The organism is Mucilaginibacter sp. OK283, assembly GCF_900110415.1.
Lineage (GTDB): Bacteria > Bacteroidota > Bacteroidia > Sphingobacteriales > Sphingobacteriaceae > Mucilaginibacter.
Map to the genome: position 1 here is coordinate 229963 of NZ_FODR01000011.1, position 21968 is coordinate 251930.

At 41.1% G+C, this 21968-nt stretch carries 18 protein-coding genes; 7 read left to right on the forward strand and 11 right to left on the reverse strand.

Annotated elements, in window-relative coordinates; genetic code table 11:
• Positions 1–11 precede the first annotated feature (11 nt).
• Both BMX56_RS22915 and BMX56_RS22920 read left to right on the forward strand, forming a co-directional pair.
• The gene (locus BMX56_RS22915; protein ID WP_090652020.1) at positions 12–1607 is read left to right on the forward strand and encodes a RagB/SusD family nutrient uptake outer membrane protein; all 1596 of its coding nucleotides are present in this window, start codon (positions 12–14) and stop codon (positions 1605–1607) included.
• A 77-nt stretch (positions 1608–1684) separates the two neighbouring features.
• Entirely contained in the window at positions 1685–2707 is a 1023-nt protein-coding gene (locus BMX56_RS22920; RefSeq protein ID WP_090652021.1) for a SusE domain-containing protein, read from the forward strand.
• 210 nt (positions 2708–2917) lie between these two features.
• Here the strand turns inward: BMX56_RS22920 and BMX56_RS22925 are convergent, their stop codons facing one another.
• A complete protein-coding gene (locus BMX56_RS22925; RefSeq protein ID WP_090652022.1) occupies positions 2918–4204 on the reverse strand; it encodes a citrate synthase in 1287 nt (428 codons plus the stop codon).
• A 154-nt stretch (positions 4205–4358) separates the two neighbouring features.
• Here BMX56_RS22925 and BMX56_RS22930 point away from each other — a divergent pair, with 154 nt between their 5' ends.
• Positions 4359–7628, forward strand: a complete 3270-nt coding sequence (locus tag BMX56_RS22930) for a PAS domain-containing hybrid sensor histidine kinase/response regulator (RefSeq protein ID WP_090652023.1) — start codon at positions 4359–4361, stop codon at positions 7626–7628.
• 11 nt (positions 7629–7639) lie between these two features.
• Here BMX56_RS22930 and BMX56_RS22935 read toward each other — a convergent pair whose 3' ends face one another.
• Both BMX56_RS22935 and BMX56_RS22940 read right to left on the reverse strand, forming a co-directional pair.
• Positions 7640–8167, reverse strand: a complete 528-nt coding sequence (locus BMX56_RS22935; RefSeq protein ID WP_090652024.1) for a DUF3347 domain-containing protein — start codon at positions 8165–8167, stop codon at positions 7640–7642.
• 8 nt (positions 8168–8175) lie between these two features.
• Positions 8176–9423 carry an ABC transporter permease gene (locus BMX56_RS22940; protein ID WP_090652025.1) on the reverse strand — a complete coding sequence of 416 codons (1248 nt, stop codon included), beginning with the start codon at positions 9421–9423 and terminating at the stop codon, positions 8176–8178.
• Positions 9424–9661: 238 nt separating this feature from the next.
• Here BMX56_RS22940 and queA point away from each other — a divergent pair, with 238 nt between their 5' ends.
• The 3 genes from queA to BMX56_RS22950 all read left to right on the forward strand — a co-directional run bounded on the left by queA (position 9662) and on the right by BMX56_RS22950 (position 11733).
• Positions 9662–10711: a tRNA preQ1(34) S-adenosylmethionine ribosyltransferase-isomerase QueA gene (gene queA / locus BMX56_RS22945; protein WP_090652026.1), complete on the forward strand. Its 1050-nt coding sequence runs from the start codon at positions 9662–9664 to the stop codon at positions 10709–10711.
• 153 nt (positions 10712–10864) lie between these two features.
• Positions 10865–10999 carry a hypothetical protein gene (locus tag BMX56_RS30580; protein ID WP_255369897.1) on the forward strand — a complete coding sequence of 45 codons (135 nt, stop codon included), beginning with the start codon at positions 10865–10867 and terminating at the stop codon, positions 10997–10999.
• A gap of 11 nt (positions 11000–11010) precedes the next feature.
• Positions 11011–11733: a 2-C-methyl-D-erythritol 4-phosphate cytidylyltransferase gene (locus BMX56_RS22950; RefSeq protein ID WP_090652027.1), complete on the forward strand. Its 723-nt coding sequence runs from the start codon at positions 11011–11013 to the stop codon at positions 11731–11733.
• Positions 11734–11774: 41 nt separating this feature from the next.
• On the opposite strand, the gene BMX56_RS29910 is transcribed toward BMX56_RS22950, so the two are convergent.
• The 3 genes from BMX56_RS29910 to BMX56_RS22960 all read right to left on the reverse strand — a co-directional run bounded on the left by BMX56_RS29910 (position 11775) and on the right by BMX56_RS22960 (position 12888).
• Positions 11775–11921, reverse strand: a complete 147-nt coding sequence (locus BMX56_RS29910) for a lmo0937 family membrane protein (RefSeq protein ID WP_143065512.1) — start codon at positions 11919–11921, stop codon at positions 11775–11777.
• A 104-nt stretch (positions 11922–12025) separates the two neighbouring features.
• On the reverse strand, positions 12026–12247 hold the full coding sequence (locus BMX56_RS22955) for a DUF2795 domain-containing protein (RefSeq protein WP_002996718.1): 222 nt from the start codon (positions 12245–12247) through the stop codon (positions 12026–12028).
• A 92-nt stretch (positions 12248–12339) separates the two neighbouring features.
• Complete coding sequence (locus tag BMX56_RS22960; RefSeq protein ID WP_090652028.1) at positions 12340–12888, reverse strand: cob(I)yrinic acid a,c-diamide adenosyltransferase; 549 nt, start codon at positions 12886–12888, stop codon at positions 12340–12342.
• 182 nt (positions 12889–13070) lie between these two features.
• Between BMX56_RS22960 and BMX56_RS22965 the strand changes: the two genes are divergently transcribed.
• Positions 13071–14087, forward strand: a complete 1017-nt coding sequence (locus BMX56_RS22965) for a chitinase (RefSeq protein ID WP_177183889.1) — start codon at positions 13071–13073, stop codon at positions 14085–14087.
• Positions 14088–14168: 81 nt separating this feature from the next.
• On the opposite strand, the gene BMX56_RS22970 is transcribed toward BMX56_RS22965, so the two are convergent.
• The 5 genes from BMX56_RS22970 to BMX56_RS22990 all read right to left on the reverse strand — a co-directional run bounded on the left by BMX56_RS22970 (position 14169) and on the right by BMX56_RS22990 (position 21913).
• Positions 14169–15371: a sensor histidine kinase gene (locus BMX56_RS22970; protein ID WP_090652030.1), complete on the reverse strand. Its 1203-nt coding sequence runs from the start codon at positions 15369–15371 to the stop codon at positions 14169–14171.
• A gap of 217 nt (positions 15372–15588) precedes the next feature.
• The gene (yidC, locus tag BMX56_RS22975; protein ID WP_090652031.1) at positions 15589–17409 is read right to left on the reverse strand and encodes a membrane protein insertase YidC; all 1821 of its coding nucleotides are present in this window, start codon (positions 17407–17409) and stop codon (positions 15589–15591) included.
• Between the two features lie 21 nt (positions 17410–17430).
• Entirely contained in the window at positions 17431–19041 is a 1611-nt protein-coding gene (locus BMX56_RS22980; RefSeq protein ID WP_090652032.1) for a CTP synthase, read from the reverse strand.
• 199 nt (positions 19042–19240) lie between these two features.
• Positions 19241–20773: a response regulator gene (locus BMX56_RS22985; protein ID WP_090652033.1), complete on the reverse strand. Its 1533-nt coding sequence runs from the start codon at positions 20771–20773 to the stop codon at positions 19241–19243.
• 3 nt (positions 20774–20776) lie between these two features.
• Positions 20777–21913, reverse strand: a complete 1137-nt coding sequence (locus BMX56_RS22990) for an FIST signal transduction protein (RefSeq protein WP_090652034.1) — start codon at positions 21911–21913, stop codon at positions 20777–20779.
• Positions 21914–21968: the final 55 nt, after the last annotated feature.

Consider the following 21968-nt stretch of genomic DNA (forward strand, 5'->3'; position numbering starts at 1 on the left):
CAGATATAGATATGAAAAGAAGAAATTTAATTAAACTGTTAGCTATCGCAACGATAGGTTTATCGGTTAATTTAACATCATGTAAAAAAGATCTGACGCCGAAAAATGCGGTGACCACAGATAAGGTATATAAAGATTTTAGCAATTATAAATCTATACTGGCAAAACTATATACATCATTTGCGTTAAGCGGACAACAAGGCCCTGCAGGCAATGCCGATATCGCGGGTATTGATGAAGGCTTTAGCAATTACCTGCGCGAATATTACAACATGCAGGAATTAACCACAGACGAAGCCGCTATTGTATGGAATGATGGCACCATTCATAACTTGCACAACATGACCTGGAATTCGCAAAACGAATTTATAACAGCCATGTATAACAGGATATTTTACACCATTTCAATATCAAATGAATTTATCCGTCAAACAACCGACGATAAATTATCAGGCAATGGTATTACCGGGGATAACCTCACATTAGCAAAACAATACCGTGCGGAAGCCCGCTTCATAAGAGCGTTAGCTTATTGGCATGGCATTGACCTTTTCGGCTCCATACCATTTGTAACCGAAAATGACGTTGTGGGTGTATTTTTTCCAAAGCAAAAGTCACGTGCCGAAATCTTCGCATACATTGAAAGTGAGTTAAAAACTTGCGAAGCAGACATGGGGGCACCTCGTTTTGAGTATGGCCGCGCCGATAAGGCAGCTAGCTGGATGTTACTGGCTAAACTTTACCTTAACGCCAAAGTTTATACAGGTACAGACAGAAGCACCGATGCTATAACTTATGCCAGCAAAGTAATATCTGCCGGTTATACTTTGGAACCTAATTTTAAAAACCTGTTCCTTGCCGATAACAACAAATCAAACGAGATAATTTTCCCTATTACATTTGACGGTATCCATACAACCGGGTACGGCGGCATTACATACCTTGTACATGCCCAGGTTGGCGGTAAAATGACTCCTTCCGACTTTGGTATTAATGGAGGCTGGTCTGGTTTGCGTACGACAAAACAGTATGTAAGTTTATTTAGCGACGCAAGCGGAAATACCGATAAAAGGGCTCTTTTCTTTACAGATGGACAAAATCTGGAGATAAACGACGAGTACACCTTTACTGACGGTTATGCCATCCAAAAATTCAGAAATGTAACCTCGACAGGAGCTGTGGGTTCTGACGCAACCGGTAACTTCCCGGACACAGATTTCCCGATGTTCCGTTTAGCTGATGCCTATTTGATTTATGCCGAAGCTGTTTTGCGCGGCGGTACTGGTGGCAACCTGGTTACAGCGTTACAATATGTAAACCAGATACGTACAAGAGCTTATAATGGTAGTGTAACCGGTAATATCACAGCGCTACAACTAACACTTCCTTTCATACTTGATGAAAGAGGGCGCGAGTTTTTGTTTGAAATGCACAGGAGAACAGACCTTATCCGTTTTGGCAAATTCACCGGCGGTGATTATATCTGGGCCTGGAAAGGCGGTGTTAAAGCCGGCACAAGCGTTGATACTCATTTTAACCTGATGCCAATTCCATCTGCTGATATTGTTAACAACCCTACCCTGAAACAAAACGACGGATATAAATAAGATTAATAGCCATGAAGCGCCTCCCGGCGTTTTGGGCTCTTTATAAAAACATTTATTAAACAGATTAAAAGAGAGAAATGAAAAAACTTTTAACCAAAATTTTAGCAATAAGCAGCCTCGGGTTATTATTGCTACCGTCCTGTAAAAAGGATGAAACCAGGGTTGTTGCAAACGTTGGCAAAGCAGGTACCTTAGCGGCAACATCTACTGCTCCTGTGCTATCAAAAGATAATGCGACTGATGTTGCTGTTACTTTTACCTGGCCTGCAACTTCGGTTACCGGGTATGCTGCAAAAGTTAGTTACACCTTGCAAATGGATGTAAAAGGCAGCAGCTTTAAATCAACCAAGTTAACTGAGGTTGCTTTAAGCGGAACTACCCAGTCATACACTGTTGGCAGTTTAAACGCAATATTGCTTACTATGGGCTTGTCATATGACAACAATACCGATCTGGAAGTACGTGTTAAATCGGCTGTTGCAGCCAACTCAATATCATATACCAACGTACTTACTTTAACGGTGAAGCCTTACAAACTGGCCAGCTATGTATACGTACCAGGTGCTTACCAGGGATGGAGCCCGGCAACCGCCGATAGCTTAAAATCGCCAAACAGCGATAATATTTACGATGGTTTCGTCGCCTTTACCCCGGGTAATCTTGAGTTTAAAATCACCCCTAAAAGAACATGGGATGTGGCCTATGGCGATGCGGGCAGCGGCAAGGTAAGCACCTCGGGTGGCAACCTATCTGTTCCATCGGCCGGTTTATATGCTTTGCATCTCGACTTAAATGCAGATAAAATGACGTTTACTGCTACCAAACAAATATGGGCTGTTATTGGCGACGCAACACCAGGCGGCTGGAGCGATGATACCGATATGACGTATGACGCGGGAACGAAAACATATGCTGTTACCGTTGCCCTTATTGGTGGCAAACAATTCAAATTCAGGTTTAATCACGCCTGGGACTTTAACCTTGGCGGCCCAACATCCGGTCTTACACAAAACGGACCAAACATTGATGTGGCAGCAAGCGGCAACTATAAAATAGTGCTTAACGCAAATGCCAATACCTATACCATTACAAAACTATAAGATAATTATTAACAGTTGATTGATTTGATAGACCCGCCCGGTGAAAACCAGCGGGTCTTTTTAGTTCATTTGTTCACTGGTTCATTGGTCCTACCCCGCGATCATCAGCGGCACAAAAAAAGCGATCGGGGCTACCAATCGCTTTTTTATGTATTTATATTAAGCCTTGGGTCTGAAAAAGCAGACCAATGAACCAGTGAACCAAAAGGACTATCTTTCTTTTATATCCTTATATTCCCTGTCGGTGTCACCGGTATAAATCTGGCGTGGGCGGCCGATAGGTTCTTTGTTGGCTTTCATCTCTTTCCATTGGGCTATCCAACCTGGCAGGCGGCCAAGGGCGAATAGTACGGTAAACATCTCGGTTGGGAAACCTAATGCCCGGTAAATGATACCCGAATAAAAATCAACGTTAGGGTAAAGCTTGCGTTCAACAAAATAAGGATCTTTCAGGGCAACTTCTTCCAGCTTTTTGGCTATTTCCAGTACCTCGTCATTGATGCCTAATTTTTCTAATATGTCATCACAAGCTTTCTTAATGATTTTGGCCCTCGGGTCGAAATTTTTATACACCCGGTGACCGAAGCCCATTAAACGAAAAGGATCGTTTTTATCCTTTGCCTTGGCTATCCATTTATCAGTATCTCCACCGTCGTTTTTAATTTTCTCCAGCATTTCTATCACAGCCTGGTTTGCGCCACCATGCAGCGGGCCCCAAAGTGCTGAAATACCTGCCGAAATAGACGCGTATAAATTAGCATCTGATGAACCTACGATACGAACTGTTGACGTTGAGCAGTTTTGCTCATGATCGGCATGCAGTATCAGTAATTTGTTCATTACATCCACCACTACCCTATCTACCTTATAATCTTCTGTACGCTCGGCAAACGTCATGTACAGGAAGTTGGTTACATAATCGTATTTATTTTGTGGATACACAACCGGGTGGCCTAACGATTTTTTGTAGATCCACGATACTACAGTGCTCATTTTAGCCAGCAGCTTTATGATTTCCAAATTCACTTCCTCGGCAGATAAACCTGGTTTTAACGATTCGGGGTTAAAAGCTGCCAATGCGCCAATTAACGACGACAGCTGGCCCATAGGATGTGATTTTGATGGAAAGCCATCAAAAAACTTTTTCATATCCTCATGCACAAGGGTGTGGCGGCTAACCTGGTATTGAAAATCGGCTAACTCCTGCTCCTTTGGTAATTCGCCGTATATCAATAAGTAAGCTACCTCAATAAAACTGGCATTTTCGGCCAGTTGTTCAATCGAGTAACCACGATATTTAAGGATGCCTTTTTCCCCGTCCAAAAAAGTAATGGCGCTTTTGGTAGCACCTGTGTTTTTGTAGCCGATATCCAGCGTTACGTAACCGCTTTGATCTCGCAGTTTTGAAATATCTATTGCTTTTTCGCCTTCTGTACCCTCAATTACCGGGAGTTCAAATGTTTTATCACCAATTTTTAGCTGTGCTGTTTCCGACATAGAAATTTTTGTATCTGCAACAAATGTAATTAAATCTGCGTATTAATAACCGCTAAGATAATTTACTATTTGTAAATTTTTAACTGCAAAATTATTAAATTACCCCTCGTTTACTAAGTAATATTGCCCTGAATCATTTAAAAAGTATCTGTTAATGTCGTTGAAAGTTAAAACACTGTTAATAATCCAAAACGACGATACAGTTTACCGGTTATTACTCATCGGCCTGTTTATTGCAAGCCCTTCGTTACATTATCTTTGTTATTATAACTCATATGACCCTATTTGGTTGAGGCTTATTAACAGTTTTTTTTGCGTTGTTTCACTGGGCCTGTCTTTCGGCAACAATAAAGCCATTTATACGGCAAGTACTTATATCACAATTTTAGCTTTCCTGATAATTAATAATTACATATTATTAACCATTAATGGTTTTGGGCATGCATACCTGTTTAGCTCCATTACCATATTTATAGCCCTTACTTTGTTTTGTAATAAAGCATGGGAATTTGTTACCATTTGCGGCCTTAATTTACTGGCAATCATCGCTGCTTATATTAATGGCCCCCGGCTTAATATATCGCTGCCTGTACTGGCGGTGCTTATTGTGGTTTTCTCCATCATCGCCTACGTGTCATTCCTGGTTGTAAAATCATATCAATATAAGCTTAAAAATGCTGTCGATAATGTAATGCAGCTTAACAGTAGCCTGATAGCTAATGACGGCATGTTGCGCCAAAGCCGGGAAGACCTTTCATCGCTCATAAACTCATTAAATGATATTATTTATGAGTTTAATGAAGATAAGGTTTGCCAAAACGCCTGGTTTAGCGATTTAACAAAAATAACAGTTAACCCAAGAGCATTTATAGGAAAAAAAATAGAAGACGTATTAGGCACAGACAAGGCGAAGAAATATAATGAGGCGCTTGATTATGTAATACAAACCCGTTTGTCAACGTCTTTTGATTTCATGTCGGATTTTGATCCCGATCTTTGGTTTATAGCTAAGGTTGTGCCAATTTTTGACAGGAATGGCGCATATATGCAGCGTATTTCGTTAGTTTTTGTAGATATATCCGAACAAAAAAGATATGCAAACGCTCTAAAGGCCAATGAAGCTCTTTTACTTGAGGCGCAGGCCATTTCAAAAACCGGTAACTGGTGGTATGATAGCATTACAAGTGAAGCCTATTGGTCAGATAACTTATTCAGCCTGCTCGAGATTGAGAGTATCCCCCCTAATATCAGCAAATTTCATTATTATATTAGCCTCATCCACCAGGACGACCGCAAAAATGCCGAAGCTTACCTATCAAGCGTTCACCAGATAACACAGCCCCAGTTTGAACATAAATTTATTACGCCGAAGGGCAATTTAAAATATATTAAAATTATCCGTGGCGATTTGTTGCAGGCTGATGATGGCAGTGGTAAAAAGATTTTTGGCGTATTGCAGGACATCACAGAAGCTAAGCTATCTGAAAAAGCTATAAAAGTTAGCCAGGTAGAACTGGTGGAAGCCCAAACCATTGCCAAAATAGGTAACTGGAAATGGAACTTAACCACAAACCTGCTTGCCTGGTCGGATGAATTGAACATTATATATGAAGTTTCGGCCGTTGACCCGCGGGAATTAAACCAAATAAGGTTGTTGTTAAAATATGTTCATCCTAATGACAGGCATATTTTAAAGCAATTGCTCAGAAAACCCGAAAATTTAAAAGATATCTCGCAAGAATACCGCATAATTACCCCAAATGGCAACGTAAAATATCTAAGCGTAATTATAGGTAAGCTGATGAGGCGCGATGATGGCACCATACGTAAAATCATTGGTACTTTACAGGATATAACAGAACGCAAACAAGCCGAATTAGACTACCGGCAGTCAGAAAGCAAGTATAAATTGGTTTTAGAGACCATTAACCTGGCAGCCGTTACTTTAGATAAAAACGGTAATGTGATTTTTTGCAATAAATACCTGGCCAAACTGCTGGGTTACTCCCAAACCGAAATTGCAGGCATGAACTGGATGGAACATTTTATACCGCACGACTTAAAAGATTTCATGACCAACTGGTTTAAAAATAATGCGGTGGAAGCCCATTTTATTAATCCTATTATTTGCCGCAATGGCGAGGAACGGATTATAAGCTGGCAAAACACCATTATTTTTGACGAAAATGGCGACCTGAGAGAAACCAGTAGCATTGGCGAAGATATAACCGACCAGCAAAAGGCACGGCAAGAGTTGATCTGGGCGAAAGAGGTGGCCGAAAAGGCATCGAAATTTAAATCGGAGTTTTTGTCGATAATGAGCCATGAGATACGCACCCCGATGAATGCGGTTATTGGCACTACCAATTTATTACTCTCGGAAAATCCCCGGCCAGAGCAACTGGAATACCTGAATACCTTAAGGTTTTCGGGCGAGAACCTGCTGGCTATCATCAATGACATTTTAGATTATAATAAAATTGAGGCAGGCAAACTTGAGCTTAACAACTCGCCGTTCAACCTTCATCAATTAATCCATAAAATAAAGCAGTCCTTTCACGCCAGGGTTACCGAAAAGCAATTATATCTGGATGTTGTAATTGACGATGGTATACCAGAAATGGTAACCGGCGACAACATGCGTTTAAGCCAGGTAATGAACAACCTGGTGAGCAATGCTGTAAAGTTTACCCATACCGGCGGGGTTACCATTAAACTGGAGAAAGAACTAATAAACAGCACTACTGTAACGGTTAAGTTTACGGTTACCGATACCGGGATAGGCATCAGTGCCGATAGTTTCGGTATTGTTTTTGATCCGTTTATGCAGGATAAGCATGTAATTAACAATGATTATGGCGGTACAGGCCTTGGCCTTGCCATTACCAAACGCCTGGTTGAGCTGCACAACAGCACTATATCTGTTATAAGCGAACTGCGCAAGGGCACATCCTTTGCATTTTCTATCGCCTTTAATATAGCTTCAAAAACTACAGGTCATCAGCCTGTTACACCATCTGTAGCCGGGTTTACACTTAACCTGGCTGGCATGAATATACTGGTAGTTGATGACAATAAAATGAACCTGATGATTGCCACCCGTTTTTTAAAAAAATGGAATGCGAGTACTGATGAGGCGCTAAATGGCGAAATAGCCGTAAATATGGTAAATAATAACAGCTATAACCTTATCATTATGGATTTACAGATGCCGGTTATGGATGGATTTGAAGCTTCGGCTATTATCAAAAAATCGCACCCGGATATACCCATCATAGCATTAACAGCCGATGCCATGCCCGAAACCTACAGCAAAGCCTTAGAAGCAGGGATGAGCGATTATCTTACCAAGCCTTTTGTACCCGAAACTTTGTTTGAAAAAGCGGCCAAATATTATAACCCCGCAGTGAGTGTAAATCAGTAAATAAGCGTTAATTAATTCACCTGCTCCTTCACCAATCCGCACTCTCTCATATGTTCGGGAAAGTATGGATTTGCTATTTTCTTATCGAGCGATAACCAATATCCGCCTTTACCGGCATCAGCCATAGGGCAAAAATCAACGTAGATAGCTGCTGTTTTTATCTTACTTCCTTTAATAAGGGCAATCACATCATTACTCAGCGTTAAAAAGGCTGCACGTTGATCTTTTATATCATCGGTTGTTACCATTTTATTAGTGAGCGTAGCGGTTTCTGAACAACCTTTAATGCCAATAAGCTTACTTTCAAGTACCGAAGCCGCAGCTTTAATCCCTGCTACATTTGATTTCAGAAATTCGTTTTTAAGCGCAATGTAAGCAGAAAAGACCTGGGCCGTATTGGCAGTATCTGCAATTTTTGCATCTACAACTTTAACAGCGGCACTATCGGCTTTAACAGCCTCCTGCTGCTTTACTGGTTGGTTACATGCCTGTGAAGCTACCAGCACGGCAACAATAAAAATACTGTTTACAATTTTCATTTATTACGTTAGTTAGTCCGTATTGCTTCAACAGGATCAAGTACCGAGGCAAAATAAGCCGGAATTATCCCTGATAAAACACCTGTTATCAGCGAGAAGCTTAAACCTGTTATAATATTTGAAGCCCCAAGTATCACCTGCACATCAAATACAGCTTTAATACCAAACGTTAAAAAATATACAAATAACAGGCCTATTAACCCACCCATGAGGCAAAGCGATACGGATTCAATTAAGAACTGTAATAATATGAAATAGTTTTTAGCACCCAATGATTTTTGGATGCCTATAATATTTGTGCGCTCCTTTACCGATACAAACATGATATTGGCTATACCAAACCCGCCAACCAACATCGAAAATAAACCTATTATAGCCCCGCCGGTGTTTAAAACTTTAAAAACACTATCCAATTGCTGGGTTAGCATGGTGGTACGGTTAAGCGCAAAATTATCTTCAACACCAGGCCTTAAGCTCCTGATTGAACGCATGAGGCCCCTTATCTCGCTTTCAACATCATCGGTAGGGATACCATCTTTACCCCGCACAATGATGGACGGGTGATAATTTTCGGCCTGGATATCAACCAGGTTATGCGCAAAATTTAGTGGCAATAAAACTTCTTTATCGGTAGATATGCCCAGCATGTCCTTACCTTGTTTTGAAAACACACCAACTACCGTAACATAGCGGCCCATTACTTTTATCTGTTTGCCAATTGCATCACCGGCCGGGAAAAGGTTTTGGGCTATATCGAAACCTATATCGGTTATCGGGGCGCCTGTTTTTGATTCCATCCCGGTAAAATACCGCCCTTCCGCAAAATCAAAATTCCAGGTTTTGTTGTGGTCTTGCGATGCCGCATCAATCTGGGCGCCATCAACGGTATTGCTTTTATATTTAATGGTACGGTTGTCAACGCTTATCTCATAAGACAAAGCTTCGGCAGTTTGGCTACGGCGCGACAGTTCATTAAAATCTTTAAGCTTGGGTACCGGCCTACGCAAGTATTTCCACCACGGAAAATCGCTGCCACCTACCCAAGGCCATTTTTCAACGTAAATACTGTTGTTGCCTAACTTATTAACGCTGTTTTGCAGGTTGTTACGCAGTGTATCAACTGCCGAAAATACGGCTATAATGGTAAATATGCCAATGGTTACACCTAACAACGAAAGTGTTGTGCGGGTTTTGTTTTGTTTTAGTGCATCAAAAGCAAACAAAAAGCTTTCCCCGAAAAGTTTTAAAAACAGCATATAAACTTATTTTGATTTCAATGGTTAACCTTATTGCATTTGCACCGTAGCAAAAGCTAAAATGAACAGATTTTACCCGGTTGAATGTTTTTGTTTTTTAGACGGCATTGCTGCATTTAAGTTACAGCAATTTAATATTAAACTTAAAGGTTTATAAAACAAGGAGACCCTTAAAAAAATCCGTGAATTTAACAAAAAAATTCATACATTTGCGCCCTGAAAATTCATATACACAAACATGAAATTATCTCAATTTAAATTCAATTTACCAGAGTCACTAATTGCACACAACCCATCAGCTACCCGAGACGAAGCGCGTTTAATGGTATTACACAAAGATTCTGGCAAAATTGAGCATAAAATATTTAAAGACGTACTTGATTATTTTGACGATAAGGATGTAATGATCCTTAACAATACTAAAGTATTCCCCGCCCGTTTGTATGGAAATAAAGAAAAAACAGGCGCAACCATCGAAGTTTTTTTATTACGCGAACTAAACAAAGAACTACGCTTATGGGATGTACTGGTTGATCCGGCGCGTAAAATACGCGTAGGCAATAAATTATATTTTGGCGATGACGATTTGTTAATTGCCGAAGTTGTTGACAATACCACTTCGCGCGGCCGTACCATTCGCTTTTTGTTTGATGGTACCGACGAGGAATTCCGCCGCAATGTAGAGATCCTGGGCGAAACACCACTGCCAAAATATATTAAACGTAAAGCTACAGCCGAAGACAAAGAGCGTTACCAAACTATTTTTGCCAAACACGAAGGTGCAGTTGCAGCCCCTACCGCCGGCTTGCATTTTAGCCGTGAGCTGATGAAACGCCTTGAACTAAAAGGTGTTGATTTTGCTGAAGTCACCCTTCACGTAGGTTTAGGAACTTTCCGCCCGGTTGAGGTTGAGGACTTAACCAAGCACAAAATGGATTCAGAACAATTCATTATCGAGCAAAAACAAGCCGACATTGTAAACCGCGGTATTGAGCGCAAAGCACGGATATGCGCTGTTGGTACCACATCAATGCGCGCCATCGAATCGGCGGTATCTGCAGGAAAAACACTTAAAGCTGCCAACGACTGGACCAGCAAATTCATTTTCCCTCCGTACGATTTTAGCATTGCAAACTCCATGATCACCAACTTCCACACGCCAGAATCAACCCTGTTGATGATGGTATCGGCATTTGGCGGTTACGAACATGTAATGAACGCTTACGAAGTTGCAGTTAAAGAAAAATACCGCTTTTACAGCTATGGTGATGCCATGCTGATTATATAAGTTTAGATTTGAGATATCAAAAATGAGATATGAGGCTAAAGCTTATATCTCATTTTTTTTGTTTTAGATTTACTGAAAATTAATGTCATCCTGAGCAGTGAAATTTCGCAAAATTCTCAAAAGGGGAATGACATTGAAAAATAAAAAACTGTCATGCTGAGGAACGAAGCATCTATTCGCGAACTTTTCTATCGGTCATGCATAGCCGATAAAGCCTTCGTACCTCGGGATGACAGAAAAATTGAAGCTGTCGTGCTGAAGAACAAAGCACGACAGGTAAATGGTTAAACAAAATAAAAATGACCGAAGCCAATCTCCTATCTCAAATTTCAAATCTCAAATCTAAATATGCTATTATAGTAGCTGGGGGCTCGGGTACCCGTATGCAGACTGCCGTGCCAAAACAATTTCTTTTGATTAATGGTTTGCCTGTACTAATGCATACTATGCTGGCATTTTACAATTCCGGCGTTAATCCAGATATCGTTCTTGTTCTTCATCCCGATTTTCATGCGTACTGGCATGAGTTGTGCAAAAAACACGATTTCAGCATTCCCCACCTATTGGTCGCCGGCGGCGAAACACGCTTTCATTCTGTAAAATACGGATTGAATGCTATTTGTAGTGACGATGACGATTTGATTGCCGTGCATGACGCCGTTCGGCCGCTCACCAGCGCTTCTATCATCCAAACATCATACAACCATGCCCATGAGCATGGCAACGCGGTAACAGTCGTTAAAAGCCGCGATTCTGTAAGGCAGGGCACTGCCGATAAATCGGTAAGTTTATTACGGGATGACATTTACCTGGTACAAACGCCCCAAACCTTTAAAGCCGGCTTGTTAAGAAAAGCTTATGAACAGGCCTTCAGCCCTAAATTTACTGATGATGCCAGCGTTGTTGAACAAATCGGCATTGATATTCAACTTACTGAGGGCAGTTATGAAAACATTAAAATTACATTCCCTGAAGACATCGCGATAGCAGCATTGCTTTTAAGCAAAAAAGCCACCGGGTAGTCCGATGGCTTTTTTATTTATGCAGGGTTATACAGGGTTTGTTAAGCCCGCCTGATTACGCCTAATAGTAAAGCTATAATGGCTATTACCAAAAGTATGTGAATTAAATTTCCGGCATGCCCAAAGAAAAAGCCGAATAGCCATCCTATTACCAGGATAACCGCGATAATGTACAATAAGCCTCTCATTTTTGTAAGTTTTAAGTGATAAATGTGTTAAGCTTATTACTAAAATCATTCCAAAAATGTAGCCTAAATAAAAAAGCCCCTAAAAAGAGGCTTTTTTATGCAGATTAGTATTCGTCTTCGTTAAAAAAGAAATCATCTTTGGTCGGGTAATCCGGCCATATCTCTTCTATATTTTCGTACGGTTCACCATCATCTTCCAATGCCTGCAGGTTTTCAATCACCTCAACAGGAGCTCCGGAACGGATAGCGTAATCAATTAATTCATCTTTTGTTGCGGGCCATGGTGCATCTTCAAGATGCGATGCAAGTTCAAGTGTCCAATACATATTTCTCTATATTTTATAATTTATCAGTAAATTAACTTTTTCGCAAAACTATAATATTTTTAAGTGGAATATCAATATTTTTTTTCACATTATCAAATTCTCGGTATCCATTGATTCTCAGGCACTTTATTATCATATCCAATTTTGCGGGCCAAAGTAAACAGGTAGTCGCTCAGCCTGTTCAGGTAAATATTCACTTTTTCGTCTACTGTACTCCCGGTGGCCAGTTCAACGGTTATCCGCTCGGCACGCCTGCATATACATCTTGCAATATGGCAAAACGAAATGGCATTACTGCCACCCGGTAAAATAAAATGACGCAGCTCGGGCAATTGTTCATTCATGCTGTCCATTTCTTTTTCAAGTAACTCCACATCTTCCATATGCAAATCAGGTATCACCATTTTTGACCGTTCGGGGTCTGCTGCCAGAGAGGAGCCTATTGTAAACAACCTGTCCTGTATCTGCTTCAATATTTCCTTATCATGGCTGGCAATATCCTGATCGCGGATAAGGCCAATGTATGAGTTTAGCTCATCAACAGTTCCATAGCTTTCAATTCGCAAATGGTATTTAGCTACCCGGGTACCACCTATTAGTGATGTAAACCCTTTATCTCCCGTTTTAGTATATATCTTCATGAATTCTTTTCATACCTCGTTCGTCCAAAGTGAATATATCACTTTTACCGGAAACAAATAGCGCAATTCCAATATTATAACACAACACTTTTGTGTAATTTTTACATATAAAATGCTTTTATAAAATGATAGCGTTAAACTTGCACCTATAATATAGTCAAAACCGTTATTTAATGAAAATCATGAAATCGATCATATTATCATCTAAGCTATTGTTTGTTGCCGCCAGCACCATGATTATATCATCTGTTAGCTGCGGCGGCAGCACCGGGGATAAAAAAGCTCAGGATACTGCCGCAATAGTTACAACTGCACCTAAGGCATCCATAAGCAGCATTCTTACCGAGAAACAGTTCAATGAGCTTTTCCCACAACGTAATAAATTTTATACTTATGCCGCATTTATTAAAGCGGCTAATGAATTGGGGCTGGTTAAAGTAAAGGTATCCCGCAGGGCCGTGTCGGTTTATCAATTCATCCGCACCAACAAAAAAACAGGTAAAGATTCTGTTGCACGCCAGGATGCCGACTGGAATGAAGAATGGGCGAAAAAGAAACCAGACAGCGTGTTTACCGTTGACTACGGAGACTTTTGCACTGCCTCGGCAGCCGACATCAACAAAAAAGAACTCGCAGCTTTTTTTGCGCAGATAGCCCACGAAACGCGTCACGGCATGAACGGGAGTTATACCGACGGATTGATGTTGATACACGAAGACAATACATCAAACGTATATATATCCGACAGCGACGAATATCCTGCGGTTAAAGGGAAAAAATACTACGGCCGCGGCCCCATGCAATTAAGTTATAACGGAAACTATGGTTTTGCCTCGAACATTATTTTTGGCAACTCAAAAATATTGCTCAACAACCCCGAATTGGTAGAGCAAGACCCGGTAATAGCTTTTAAAGCCGCCATATATTTTTGGATGACCCCCGAAACCCACAAGCCATCGGCCCATGATGTGATGACCGGCAAATGGCAACCGACAGCTAATGATAAAGCAAACGGCCGTACAACACCCGGCTTTGGCATGACAATCAACATTGTTAATGGCGACGTAGAATGCGGTAAAGGCGATAACTTCGGCATGGCAGATCGTATTGGTTTTTACCAGTTCTTTTTAAAGAAGCTTGGCATCACCGATGCAAATTGCGCCTGTTCATGTGCTACAATGAAGCCGTATAAATATTAAACAAACCTATCATGAAGGCCTAACTTACGAAGTTTTAAAAACTTCGTAAGTTAGCAAGTGGGTTTATACATCGGCGTTAAGTTACCTTTTAAGCGTAAAAGTAAACGCCGTAAACTCATCAATAACCGAGTTAACCTTTATAGTGCCGCCTAATGCCTCAACCAGGCTTTTTACGGTACTTAATCCAACACCCGAACCCTGTACGTCAAACCTGTCTTTAACGCCCAGTGTGGTCATGGGTTCAAATATTTTGGCGTAATTTTCCGGAGCAATGCCTATGCCGTTGTCGGTAATAGCAAAAGTGTAAAACCAGTTATCGGCTGTAAATTCAATCTGTATAATGCCCTTAGGTTTGTTGTTATAACGGATAGCGTTATTAATCAGGTTAGCCATGATCTGTTCAAACGCAACAACTGATGTTGTAATTTTAACAGGCCGCGATGATATGTTAACAGTAAAAGCAGCTGGTATGTTCACCAGTTTAAGTACTTCATCTAACAGGCTCATTACCTCAGCTTCCTCCCTGTTCTGCATCAGCACTTTGCTTGATTTGGAATAGTCGAGCATCTTTTCGAGCAACGAGATCAATTTATAGGAAGATGCATTGATAATATCCAGGAATTTATTGCCTTTTTCATCAAGCTTATCTTTAAATCTATCTTTTAATACTTGCCCGGTAAGCAAAATATTGGTGAGCGGGTTGCGGATATCATGAGCCGCCATTATGGCAAATTTTTCAAGATGTTGGTTTGACTCTTCCAGTTGGAGCCTGGTTGTGTTAAGTTCATTAACTTTCTTTTTAAGTTCAAGCTGCGCCACCACCTGGTTCGCCAAGGCTTTAAGAGCAATTATTTGCGCGTTATTGAGCTGGCGGGCTTTATGGTCAATAACGCAAAGGGTGCCCAGGGCATAGCCATCCGGATTAATCAGCGGCACACCTGTATAAAAAACAACCTGTGGCGAACCTGTTACCAGTGGATTATCTGCAAATCGTTCATCAATTTGCGCATCGGCAACCACCATTACTTCTTTGGGTTCCAAAATGGCATGAGCACAAAAAGCAAGTTCTTTAGGCGTTTGGGTAACCTCCAGGCCTTTGTTTGATTTAAACCATTGCCTGTCGTTATCAATTAAGCTAACTAACGAGATAGGCGTTTGACAAATTTCGGAAGCGATGAGCGTAATTTCATCAAAAGCCCGCTCGGGCAAAGTGTCCAGAATTTGGTAGGAGTTTAAAGCGGCGAGGCGCTCATTTTCATTTTCCGGAACAGAGGGTTTTATCATTAAATTTTATTGATAACAAAACAGCTTCTAAGTTAAAAAAATGTTATTGCAATTAAGGAGTATTTGTATCATTAAAATTACACCCGGCCGAATATGCGATTAGCCAAACTGCAAACTTACATTTACACAATTGACGCTTCCCGCCCATCAAACGGAAAATATCCCGAAAGGCGAACCTCCCGGGATATCTGACAGTTTAAATCTTTCGTACAAAAAACTATTTCTTAGCTTGTTGTTGATTTTTCATCATTTCTTCCATACGGGCCTGGAAACCTGATTTCTTTTTCTTTTCCTCGGGTTTCTTTTTGTTTTCCTGGATTTGGGCATGAATTTTTTTATCATCAACCATGAATTTAATCAGGTATTGCTGTAAAAATGTAAGCATGTTGGCCAGGAAGTAGTAATAATTCAAACCTGAAGGATAGCTATTCAAGGTGATCAGGAATATAAGCGGCGTAATGTAGCCGATATATTTCATTTGCCCGGTAGCTCCCGAAATCTGATTATTAAAATAGGTATAAATCAACGTAGAAATGGTCATCAGCAAACACATCAAACTGATGTGATCGACACCCATAATGGGAGCAAATTTAATTACCGAATCATACGTTGATAAATCATGCATCCATAAAAAGCTTTGTCCGCGCAGTTCAAATAAGCTTGGGAAAAACTTAAAAAAGGCGATAACAATTGGCATCTGTATCACTAACGGCAAACAGCCACCCAATGGGTTTACTCCCGCTTTTTTGTAAAGCTTAAGGTATTCCTGTTGTAAAAGTGTTGGGTTATCCTCTCCTACCTTTGCCTTTATTTCATCCATCTCGGGCTTCAGCACACGCATTTTAGCCATCGACAGGTATGATTTGTAAGTAAGCGGCGATAATACCAGCTTAAGGGCAATTGTCAGTATCAAAATGATTAACCCATAGTTCCAGTTAAATTGGTTCAGGAAGTTAAACAACGGCAACACAGCAAACTGGTTGATATATTTTAACGGCCCCCAGCCCAGGTTAACCAATTTTTGTAAATCTGAGCCCTGTGCCTTAAGCGTTGAATAGCGGTTAGGACCAAAATAAAACTCCAGGGGAACGCTGCCATCGGCCGAGCGCACTAAAGTTAAATCGGCTTTCATCTGCCTGACATCCGTAGTATCGGCTACATCGGTTACTGCTGCAAAATTTGATTTGCTTATCCCATTTTTAGCCACCAACGCATCAGAGAAAAAATGCTGTTTAAAAGCAACCCAGGTCATCTTTTTATCACTAACCTCTTTTTGGTCGTCCTTGGTCTCGCTCAAATAATCAACATCGCCATCTGTATTATAGTAGTAAACAGTTGTATACTGGCGTTCCTGTTTCATATCTTTTTCCTGTTTGTGCAGGCTGGCGGCCCAGTTCAGGTTAAGGTTGCTGCTATTGGCCATAACGCCATCAAGGCCGGTTGGCTTAATGGTAAGGCCTAATTTAAAACCGGTACCTTTCAAGCTGTATACATAATCAATATACTGTGTTGGACTGTAGCTTAAACGCAGGGTAATGGAAGCCGAATCTTTTTCGGCTACTTTTAAATCGGTTCCACTTGGGGTAAAATAATACTCGTCGGTATTGATGTTTTTAGCGCCAACGTTAAAGTTTAAACCAAAATGATCTTTATCGCCACTAAACAATACCAGCGGCTTTTTATCAAAGGTTTTATAATTTTTTAACTCAACAGATGCTACTTTACCACCTTTGGTATTCAGTTTAACTATTAATTCCTGGTTTTCTATGGTGATAAGCTTCTCGCTGCCTACAGATGCCGCGCCGAAGGGGCTTTTTAAAGTTGCAGAATCGGCCACAGTTTTAACCACGGCTTTAGCGGTATCAAACTTAGCGGCCACCGGCGTATTTGTTTTATTAAGCAAGCCCTTTTTTACCGAATCCTGGTGTTGCACCAGGCGCTCTTTTTTCAATTCGGCTTCATTCGGCTTTAAAAAATAAATTGAGCCGGCTATGATAGCCATAATCAGGAATAATCCTGTGAAAGTATTTTTATCCATTATATTGTATCGTACAATTACTTATTTCTTACGGGCATAAGCCAGTGAAGCGGCGACAAAGTTAATAAAAAGTGGGTGCGGATTTGCAACTGTTGATTTTAATTCGGGATGAAATTGCGAGCCCACAAAAAACGGGTGATTTTTTAATTCTACAATCTCCACCAAATTGTTCTCGGGGTTAATTCCCGAAGGGATTAATCCAGCGGTTTCGTACTGTTTTAGGTAGTTATTATTAAACTCGTAACGATGGCGATGTCTTTCGGATATGCTGGTTTTGCCATATATAGCCGCAGCCTTACTGTTCTTTTTCAACTCGCAGGCATAGGCCCCAAGGCGCATGGTGCCACCTTTGTTGGTGATGGTTTTTTGATCTTCCATCATACCAATAACCGGGTGCCTGGTGTCGGGGTTCATTTCGGTGCTGTTGGCATTTTCAAGGCCCAACACGTTACGGCCAAACTCCACTACCGCGCACTGCATGCCCAAACAAATACCAAAGAAAGGTATATTGTTTTCGCGAACATAGCGGATAGCTTCAATTTTACCTTCAAAACCGCGCTCGCCAAAACCGGGGGCAACCAGTACACCGTGCAGGCCTTTAAGCTTTTCTACAGCGTTTCCGGGCGTCAGGCTTTCTGATGGTATATATTCAACCCTTACTTTACACTCTTTGGCAGCACCCGCGTGAATGAACGCTTCGGTGATGGATTTATAGGCATCCGGTAATTCTACATATTTACCTACCAGGGCGATGCGCACATCGGCGGTAGGGTTTTTTAAACGGCCCAGGAAATCTTTCCAGTTTTCAAGACTTGGCTCATTTTTGTGCGATAGTTTTAATTTGGTAAGTACGGTTTTATCCAGTTGCTCTTTCAGCATCAATAAGGGCACATCGTAAATGGTCGATGCATCTATAGATTCGATTACCGCGTTGATATTCACGTTACAGAAAAGCGCAATTTTTTTACGGATATCCATATTCAGGTGATGCTCGGTGCGGCAAACCAAAATATCCGGCTGGATACCGTATTCAAGCAGCATTTTTACTGAGTGCTGCGTTGGCTTGGTTTTTAACTCGCCTGCGGCCGCAAGGAAAGGGACCAAAGTAAGGTGAATAACCAATGAGTTACCCGAGCCTATCTCCCACCTGAACTGGCGTACAGCCTCGATATAAGGCAATGATTCGATGTCTCCCACAGTACCACCCAGTTCGGTAATCACGATATCATAATCACCGCTTTCGCCAAGAATGCGGAAATTGCGTTTAATTTCGTCGGTAATGTGTGGTACCACTTGTACCGTTTTACCTAAAAAAGCACCTTCACGCTCTTTATTGATCACATTTTGATAAATACGGCCGGTAGTAATGTTATTTGCTTTTGATGTTGGGGTATTTAAAAAGCGTTCGTAATGACCAAGGTCTAAATCTGTTTCGGCGCCATCCTCGGTTACGTAGCATTCGCCATGCTCGTATGGGTTTAACGTTCCCGGATCAATATTGATATAGGGGTCAAACTTTTGGATAGTGACACGATAACCGCGCGATTGAAGTAATTTGGCTAATGAGGCTGAGATAATACCTTTTCCTAACGACGAGGTAACGCCACCCGTAACAAAAATATATTTAGTCATGATTTTTTTGAAAAATGGCTGCGGTTTTATGCCGAAACCAAATGTTTGTGTACGGGATACAAAAGTAAGAAAATTTTCAGGCTTTGGTGTACTTGTTGAGAAAAAACGGCCGAACCATGGTATTTAATAAACATGCTGATTTGTAACATTTTATAATTGAGATAATTACAAAATATACAAACCGATGAAATGACAATAGTTAAACTGTTGTCTTATGCCCGCTATACAAAGCTATTTTGCGGTGAAGTTCGTTAGGATTAAATGGCTTGCTCACGTAGTCATTCATCCCAACGGTAAATGCCATATCCTGTATATCCAGCATGGCCGAAGCGGTAAGCGCTATAATGGGCAGGTTTTTATATTTCTCGCCCTCTAAGTTGCGTATTGCCGTGGTGGTTTGGTAGCCATCCATCTCGGGCATCTGTAAATCCATCAGCACCATATCGTAATCACGGGTTTGTACCAGCATCAGTGCAATTTCGCCATTCTCGGCCACATCACATTCCACATCCCATTGCTTCATAAAATGCTTAGCCAGTATTACGTTAATCTGGTTATCCTCGGCTATTAGCAACCTGGTGCCTTTTAAACTTTTTAAGGCATAAAACTCGTCGCTGTCTGATGTACTGCTTAAGTGCCTTTTGCTTTTTTTAAACGCAAGGCTAAAGCTAAAAACAGATCCTACGCCAAATTCGCTTTTCACTTTTATATCGGTACCCAGTAACTGCAAAAGGCGTTTTGTAATGGTCAAACCTAATCCCGTGCCTCCGTATTTGCGGGTAGTATCGGTGCTGGCCTGGCTAAAGCTATCAAAAATATGGTCAATTTTATCGGGCATAATTCCTATACCGGTATCAGCAACCTCAAAATCGATGATTGATCTGTCGCCGTCGTTACCGGCCATTGTAGCTGTAATGGTAACCTTTCCTTTTTCGGTAAATTTAACTGCATTGCTTATTAAATTGGTCAAAATCTGTCCCAGCCTAACCGGATCGCCAATAATAGCGTTTGGCAGGTCATGATCCATCATCAGTTTTATCTGGATGTTTTTTTCGTTTGCTTTTTGCAAAAGCGATAAGCGGGTGTTTTTTATCAGATCGGTAATACTGAAATCAACGTGTTCAAATTCAACTTTACCCGCCTCAATTTTGCTAAAATCCAATATATCATTAATAAGCACCAAGAGGTTTTCGGCCGAAAATTTTAAAAAGCCCAAAAATTCTTTCTGCTCCGGCTTAGGGTCCTGATGAATGAGTAAATGCGTAAAGCCTATTACGGCATTCATTGGGGTACGTATTTCATGGCTCATGATACTCAGAAACTGCGCTTTGGCCATCGCCGCTTTTTCGGCCAGTTCCTTTGATTGAATAAGCTCTACTTCCAGTTCTTTGGCCTTGGTTATACGTTCCTGCAAAAAGCTGATGATATGGATAAGGTCATCATCCGAATCGGAAAAGTTTAGCTCAACATCGGGGTTAAGTGCTTTTATAGCTTCCTTCAATTGCTGTATAGATCTTTTTTTGATCTCATTTTGCTGTCTAAGATCATCCGTTACAGCCAGGTATTCGCGTTCGCTGATGTTAAAGGCATGATCGGCAAGCCTTATTGATTTGTCAAAGTTTTTAAAACTATTATCTACAGCACTCAAAAACTGCAAAATAGCCTCATCCTGCAGATATTGGGCCGGCAGCATTTTTCTTATTTGCTTAGCTAACAGGTAATGGTAGTCCATAAATTAGTTCTCAGTAAAAGTGGTAATGGTCATGGTTTGATTGTGCAGTTCGCAATTTGAGCCTTTGTTCAATGGGGATAACTCGCCGTAGGAGTAAAAGCCTGCAATCACCGTTTTATCGCCAAAAACCTGTTTAGCCACCATTAATTCCTCGTCGGTACGCTCGTTAAGCACCAGTTTACGACCTACGCAGCTCACCATAATGGCAAGATTAGTGGCCGCCGCCCTATCCGAAGCATCTGTTGCCGCAGTTGACGATGCATTTATCAGCTTATCAAAATTGGCTTTCATCAGCCGCACGTGGCTCCCCTCTGGCAGGTTACCTGCAAAGGTCATGGATTTTTCCTGTTCGTTAACACTCAAAATTGTACGTACTAACTTTTTATCAGACCCTGGTATGCTTAATGATAACGGGAACAACAGAGCCGATCCCGGCAACTCTTTTACATATTCGCCAAGATATTCTTTGTAAAGGTCAAGCGCACTCTTGTTATCAATCTCGAACAATACATTTTTATCAGATTTGGTAATAGTACGCTGCGGACCAAACTCATCCCATCCCCCGTTTGAACCGTGTCTGATAACCAGATTATCGCCATAAAAGCCAATTGCGATTACATTACCTTGCACGGGTATGCTGTTAAGGCTGGTAAAAGTGCTGTTAAACCTGGCTGCATCGCCTGCCAGGCCACCTGTTACCGGTACATTATTCAGGTTATGGCTATTAAAACCAGCCACCAGGTCGCTTCCGTTGATAAACGTACCATCGGAAATAATGAACACACATTTCAAGCCATTTTTATCCAGCTGCGACATCAGGTAAGCACCCGTTTCAAAGCTGCTGGTTTGATTGCTTACATGGGTTGTAGCACAACTTATGCCTGATTTTTCAAACTCGATGGCAGTAACTACAATACTATCGTCATAAACCTCGTTATCCAGTATCTCGCCCGAAGTTGAAGAAAAAACAATATCGGCAGCGGGATATTTTATTTGCAGATACTCATAAACTGCCGGCACTGTAATTAACTGGGCGGCGCCAAATACAAGTACAAGCTGGCATTTTGCCTCCTCAAATTCACTATCGGCATTGAAATCAATCCACTTATTGTTGATAAAATGATGCTGTCTGGTTCTCATGACTGAAAGGTTTATCCAGGTGTATTTTTTGTAATTTAAACAAAAGAAAGAGCAA

Excerpts from the sequence above, each read along its gene's own strand:
- BMX56_RS22915 (WP_090652020.1), top strand. The coding sequence starts at position 12 with ATGAAAAGAAGAAATTTAATTAAACTGTTAGCTATCGCAACGATAGGT.
- BMX56_RS22920 (WP_090652021.1), top strand. The coding sequence starts at position 1,685 with ATGAAAAAACTTTTAACCAAAATTTTAGCAATAAGCAGCCTCGGGTTA.
- BMX56_RS22925 (WP_090652022.1), bottom strand. The coding sequence starts at position 4,204 with ATGTCGGAAACAGCACAGCTAAAAATTGGTGATAAAACATTTGAACTC.
- BMX56_RS22930 (WP_090652023.1), top strand. The coding sequence starts at position 4,359 with ATGTCGTTGAAAGTTAAAACACTGTTAATAATCCAAAACGACGATACA.
- BMX56_RS22935 (WP_090652024.1), bottom strand. The coding sequence starts at position 8,167 with ATGAAAATTGTAAACAGTATTTTTATTGTTGCCGTGCTGGTAGCTTCA.
- BMX56_RS22940 (WP_090652025.1), bottom strand. The coding sequence starts at position 9,423 with ATGCTGTTTTTAAAACTTTTCGGGGAAAGCTTTTTGTTTGCTTTTGAT.
- queA (WP_090652026.1), top strand. The coding sequence starts at position 9,662 with ATGAAATTATCTCAATTTAAATTCAATTTACCAGAGTCACTAATTGCA.
- BMX56_RS30580 (WP_255369897.1), top strand. The coding sequence starts at position 10,865 with ATGCTGAGGAACGAAGCATCTATTCGCGAACTTTTCTATCGGTCATGC.
- BMX56_RS22950 (WP_090652027.1), top strand. The coding sequence starts at position 11,011 with ATGACCGAAGCCAATCTCCTATCTCAAATTTCAAATCTCAAATCTAAA.
- BMX56_RS29910 (WP_143065512.1), bottom strand. The coding sequence starts at position 11,921 with ATGAGAGGCTTATTGTACATTATCGCGGTTATCCTGGTAATAGGATGG.
- BMX56_RS22955 (WP_002996718.1), bottom strand. The coding sequence starts at position 12,247 with ATGTATTGGACACTTGAACTTGCATCGCATCTTGAAGATGCACCATGG.
- BMX56_RS22960 (WP_090652028.1), bottom strand. The coding sequence starts at position 12,888 with ATGAAGATATATACTAAAACGGGAGATAAAGGGTTTACATCACTAATA.
- BMX56_RS22965 (WP_177183889.1), top strand. The coding sequence starts at position 13,071 with ATGAAATCGATCATATTATCATCTAAGCTATTGTTTGTTGCCGCCAGC.
- BMX56_RS22970 (WP_090652030.1), bottom strand. The coding sequence starts at position 15,371 with ATGATAAAACCCTCTGTTCCGGAAAATGAAAATGAGCGCCTCGCCGCT.
- yidC (WP_090652031.1), bottom strand. The coding sequence starts at position 17,409 with ATGGATAAAAATACTTTCACAGGATTATTCCTGATTATGGCTATCATA.
- BMX56_RS22980 (WP_090652032.1), bottom strand. The coding sequence starts at position 19,041 with ATGACTAAATATATTTTTGTTACGGGTGGCGTTACCTCGTCGTTAGGA.
- BMX56_RS22985 (WP_090652033.1), bottom strand. The coding sequence starts at position 20,773 with ATGGACTACCATTACCTGTTAGCTAAGCAAATAAGAAAAATGCTGCCG.
- BMX56_RS22990 (WP_090652034.1), bottom strand. The coding sequence starts at position 21,913 with ATGAGAACCAGACAGCATCATTTTATCAACAATAAGTGGATTGATTTC.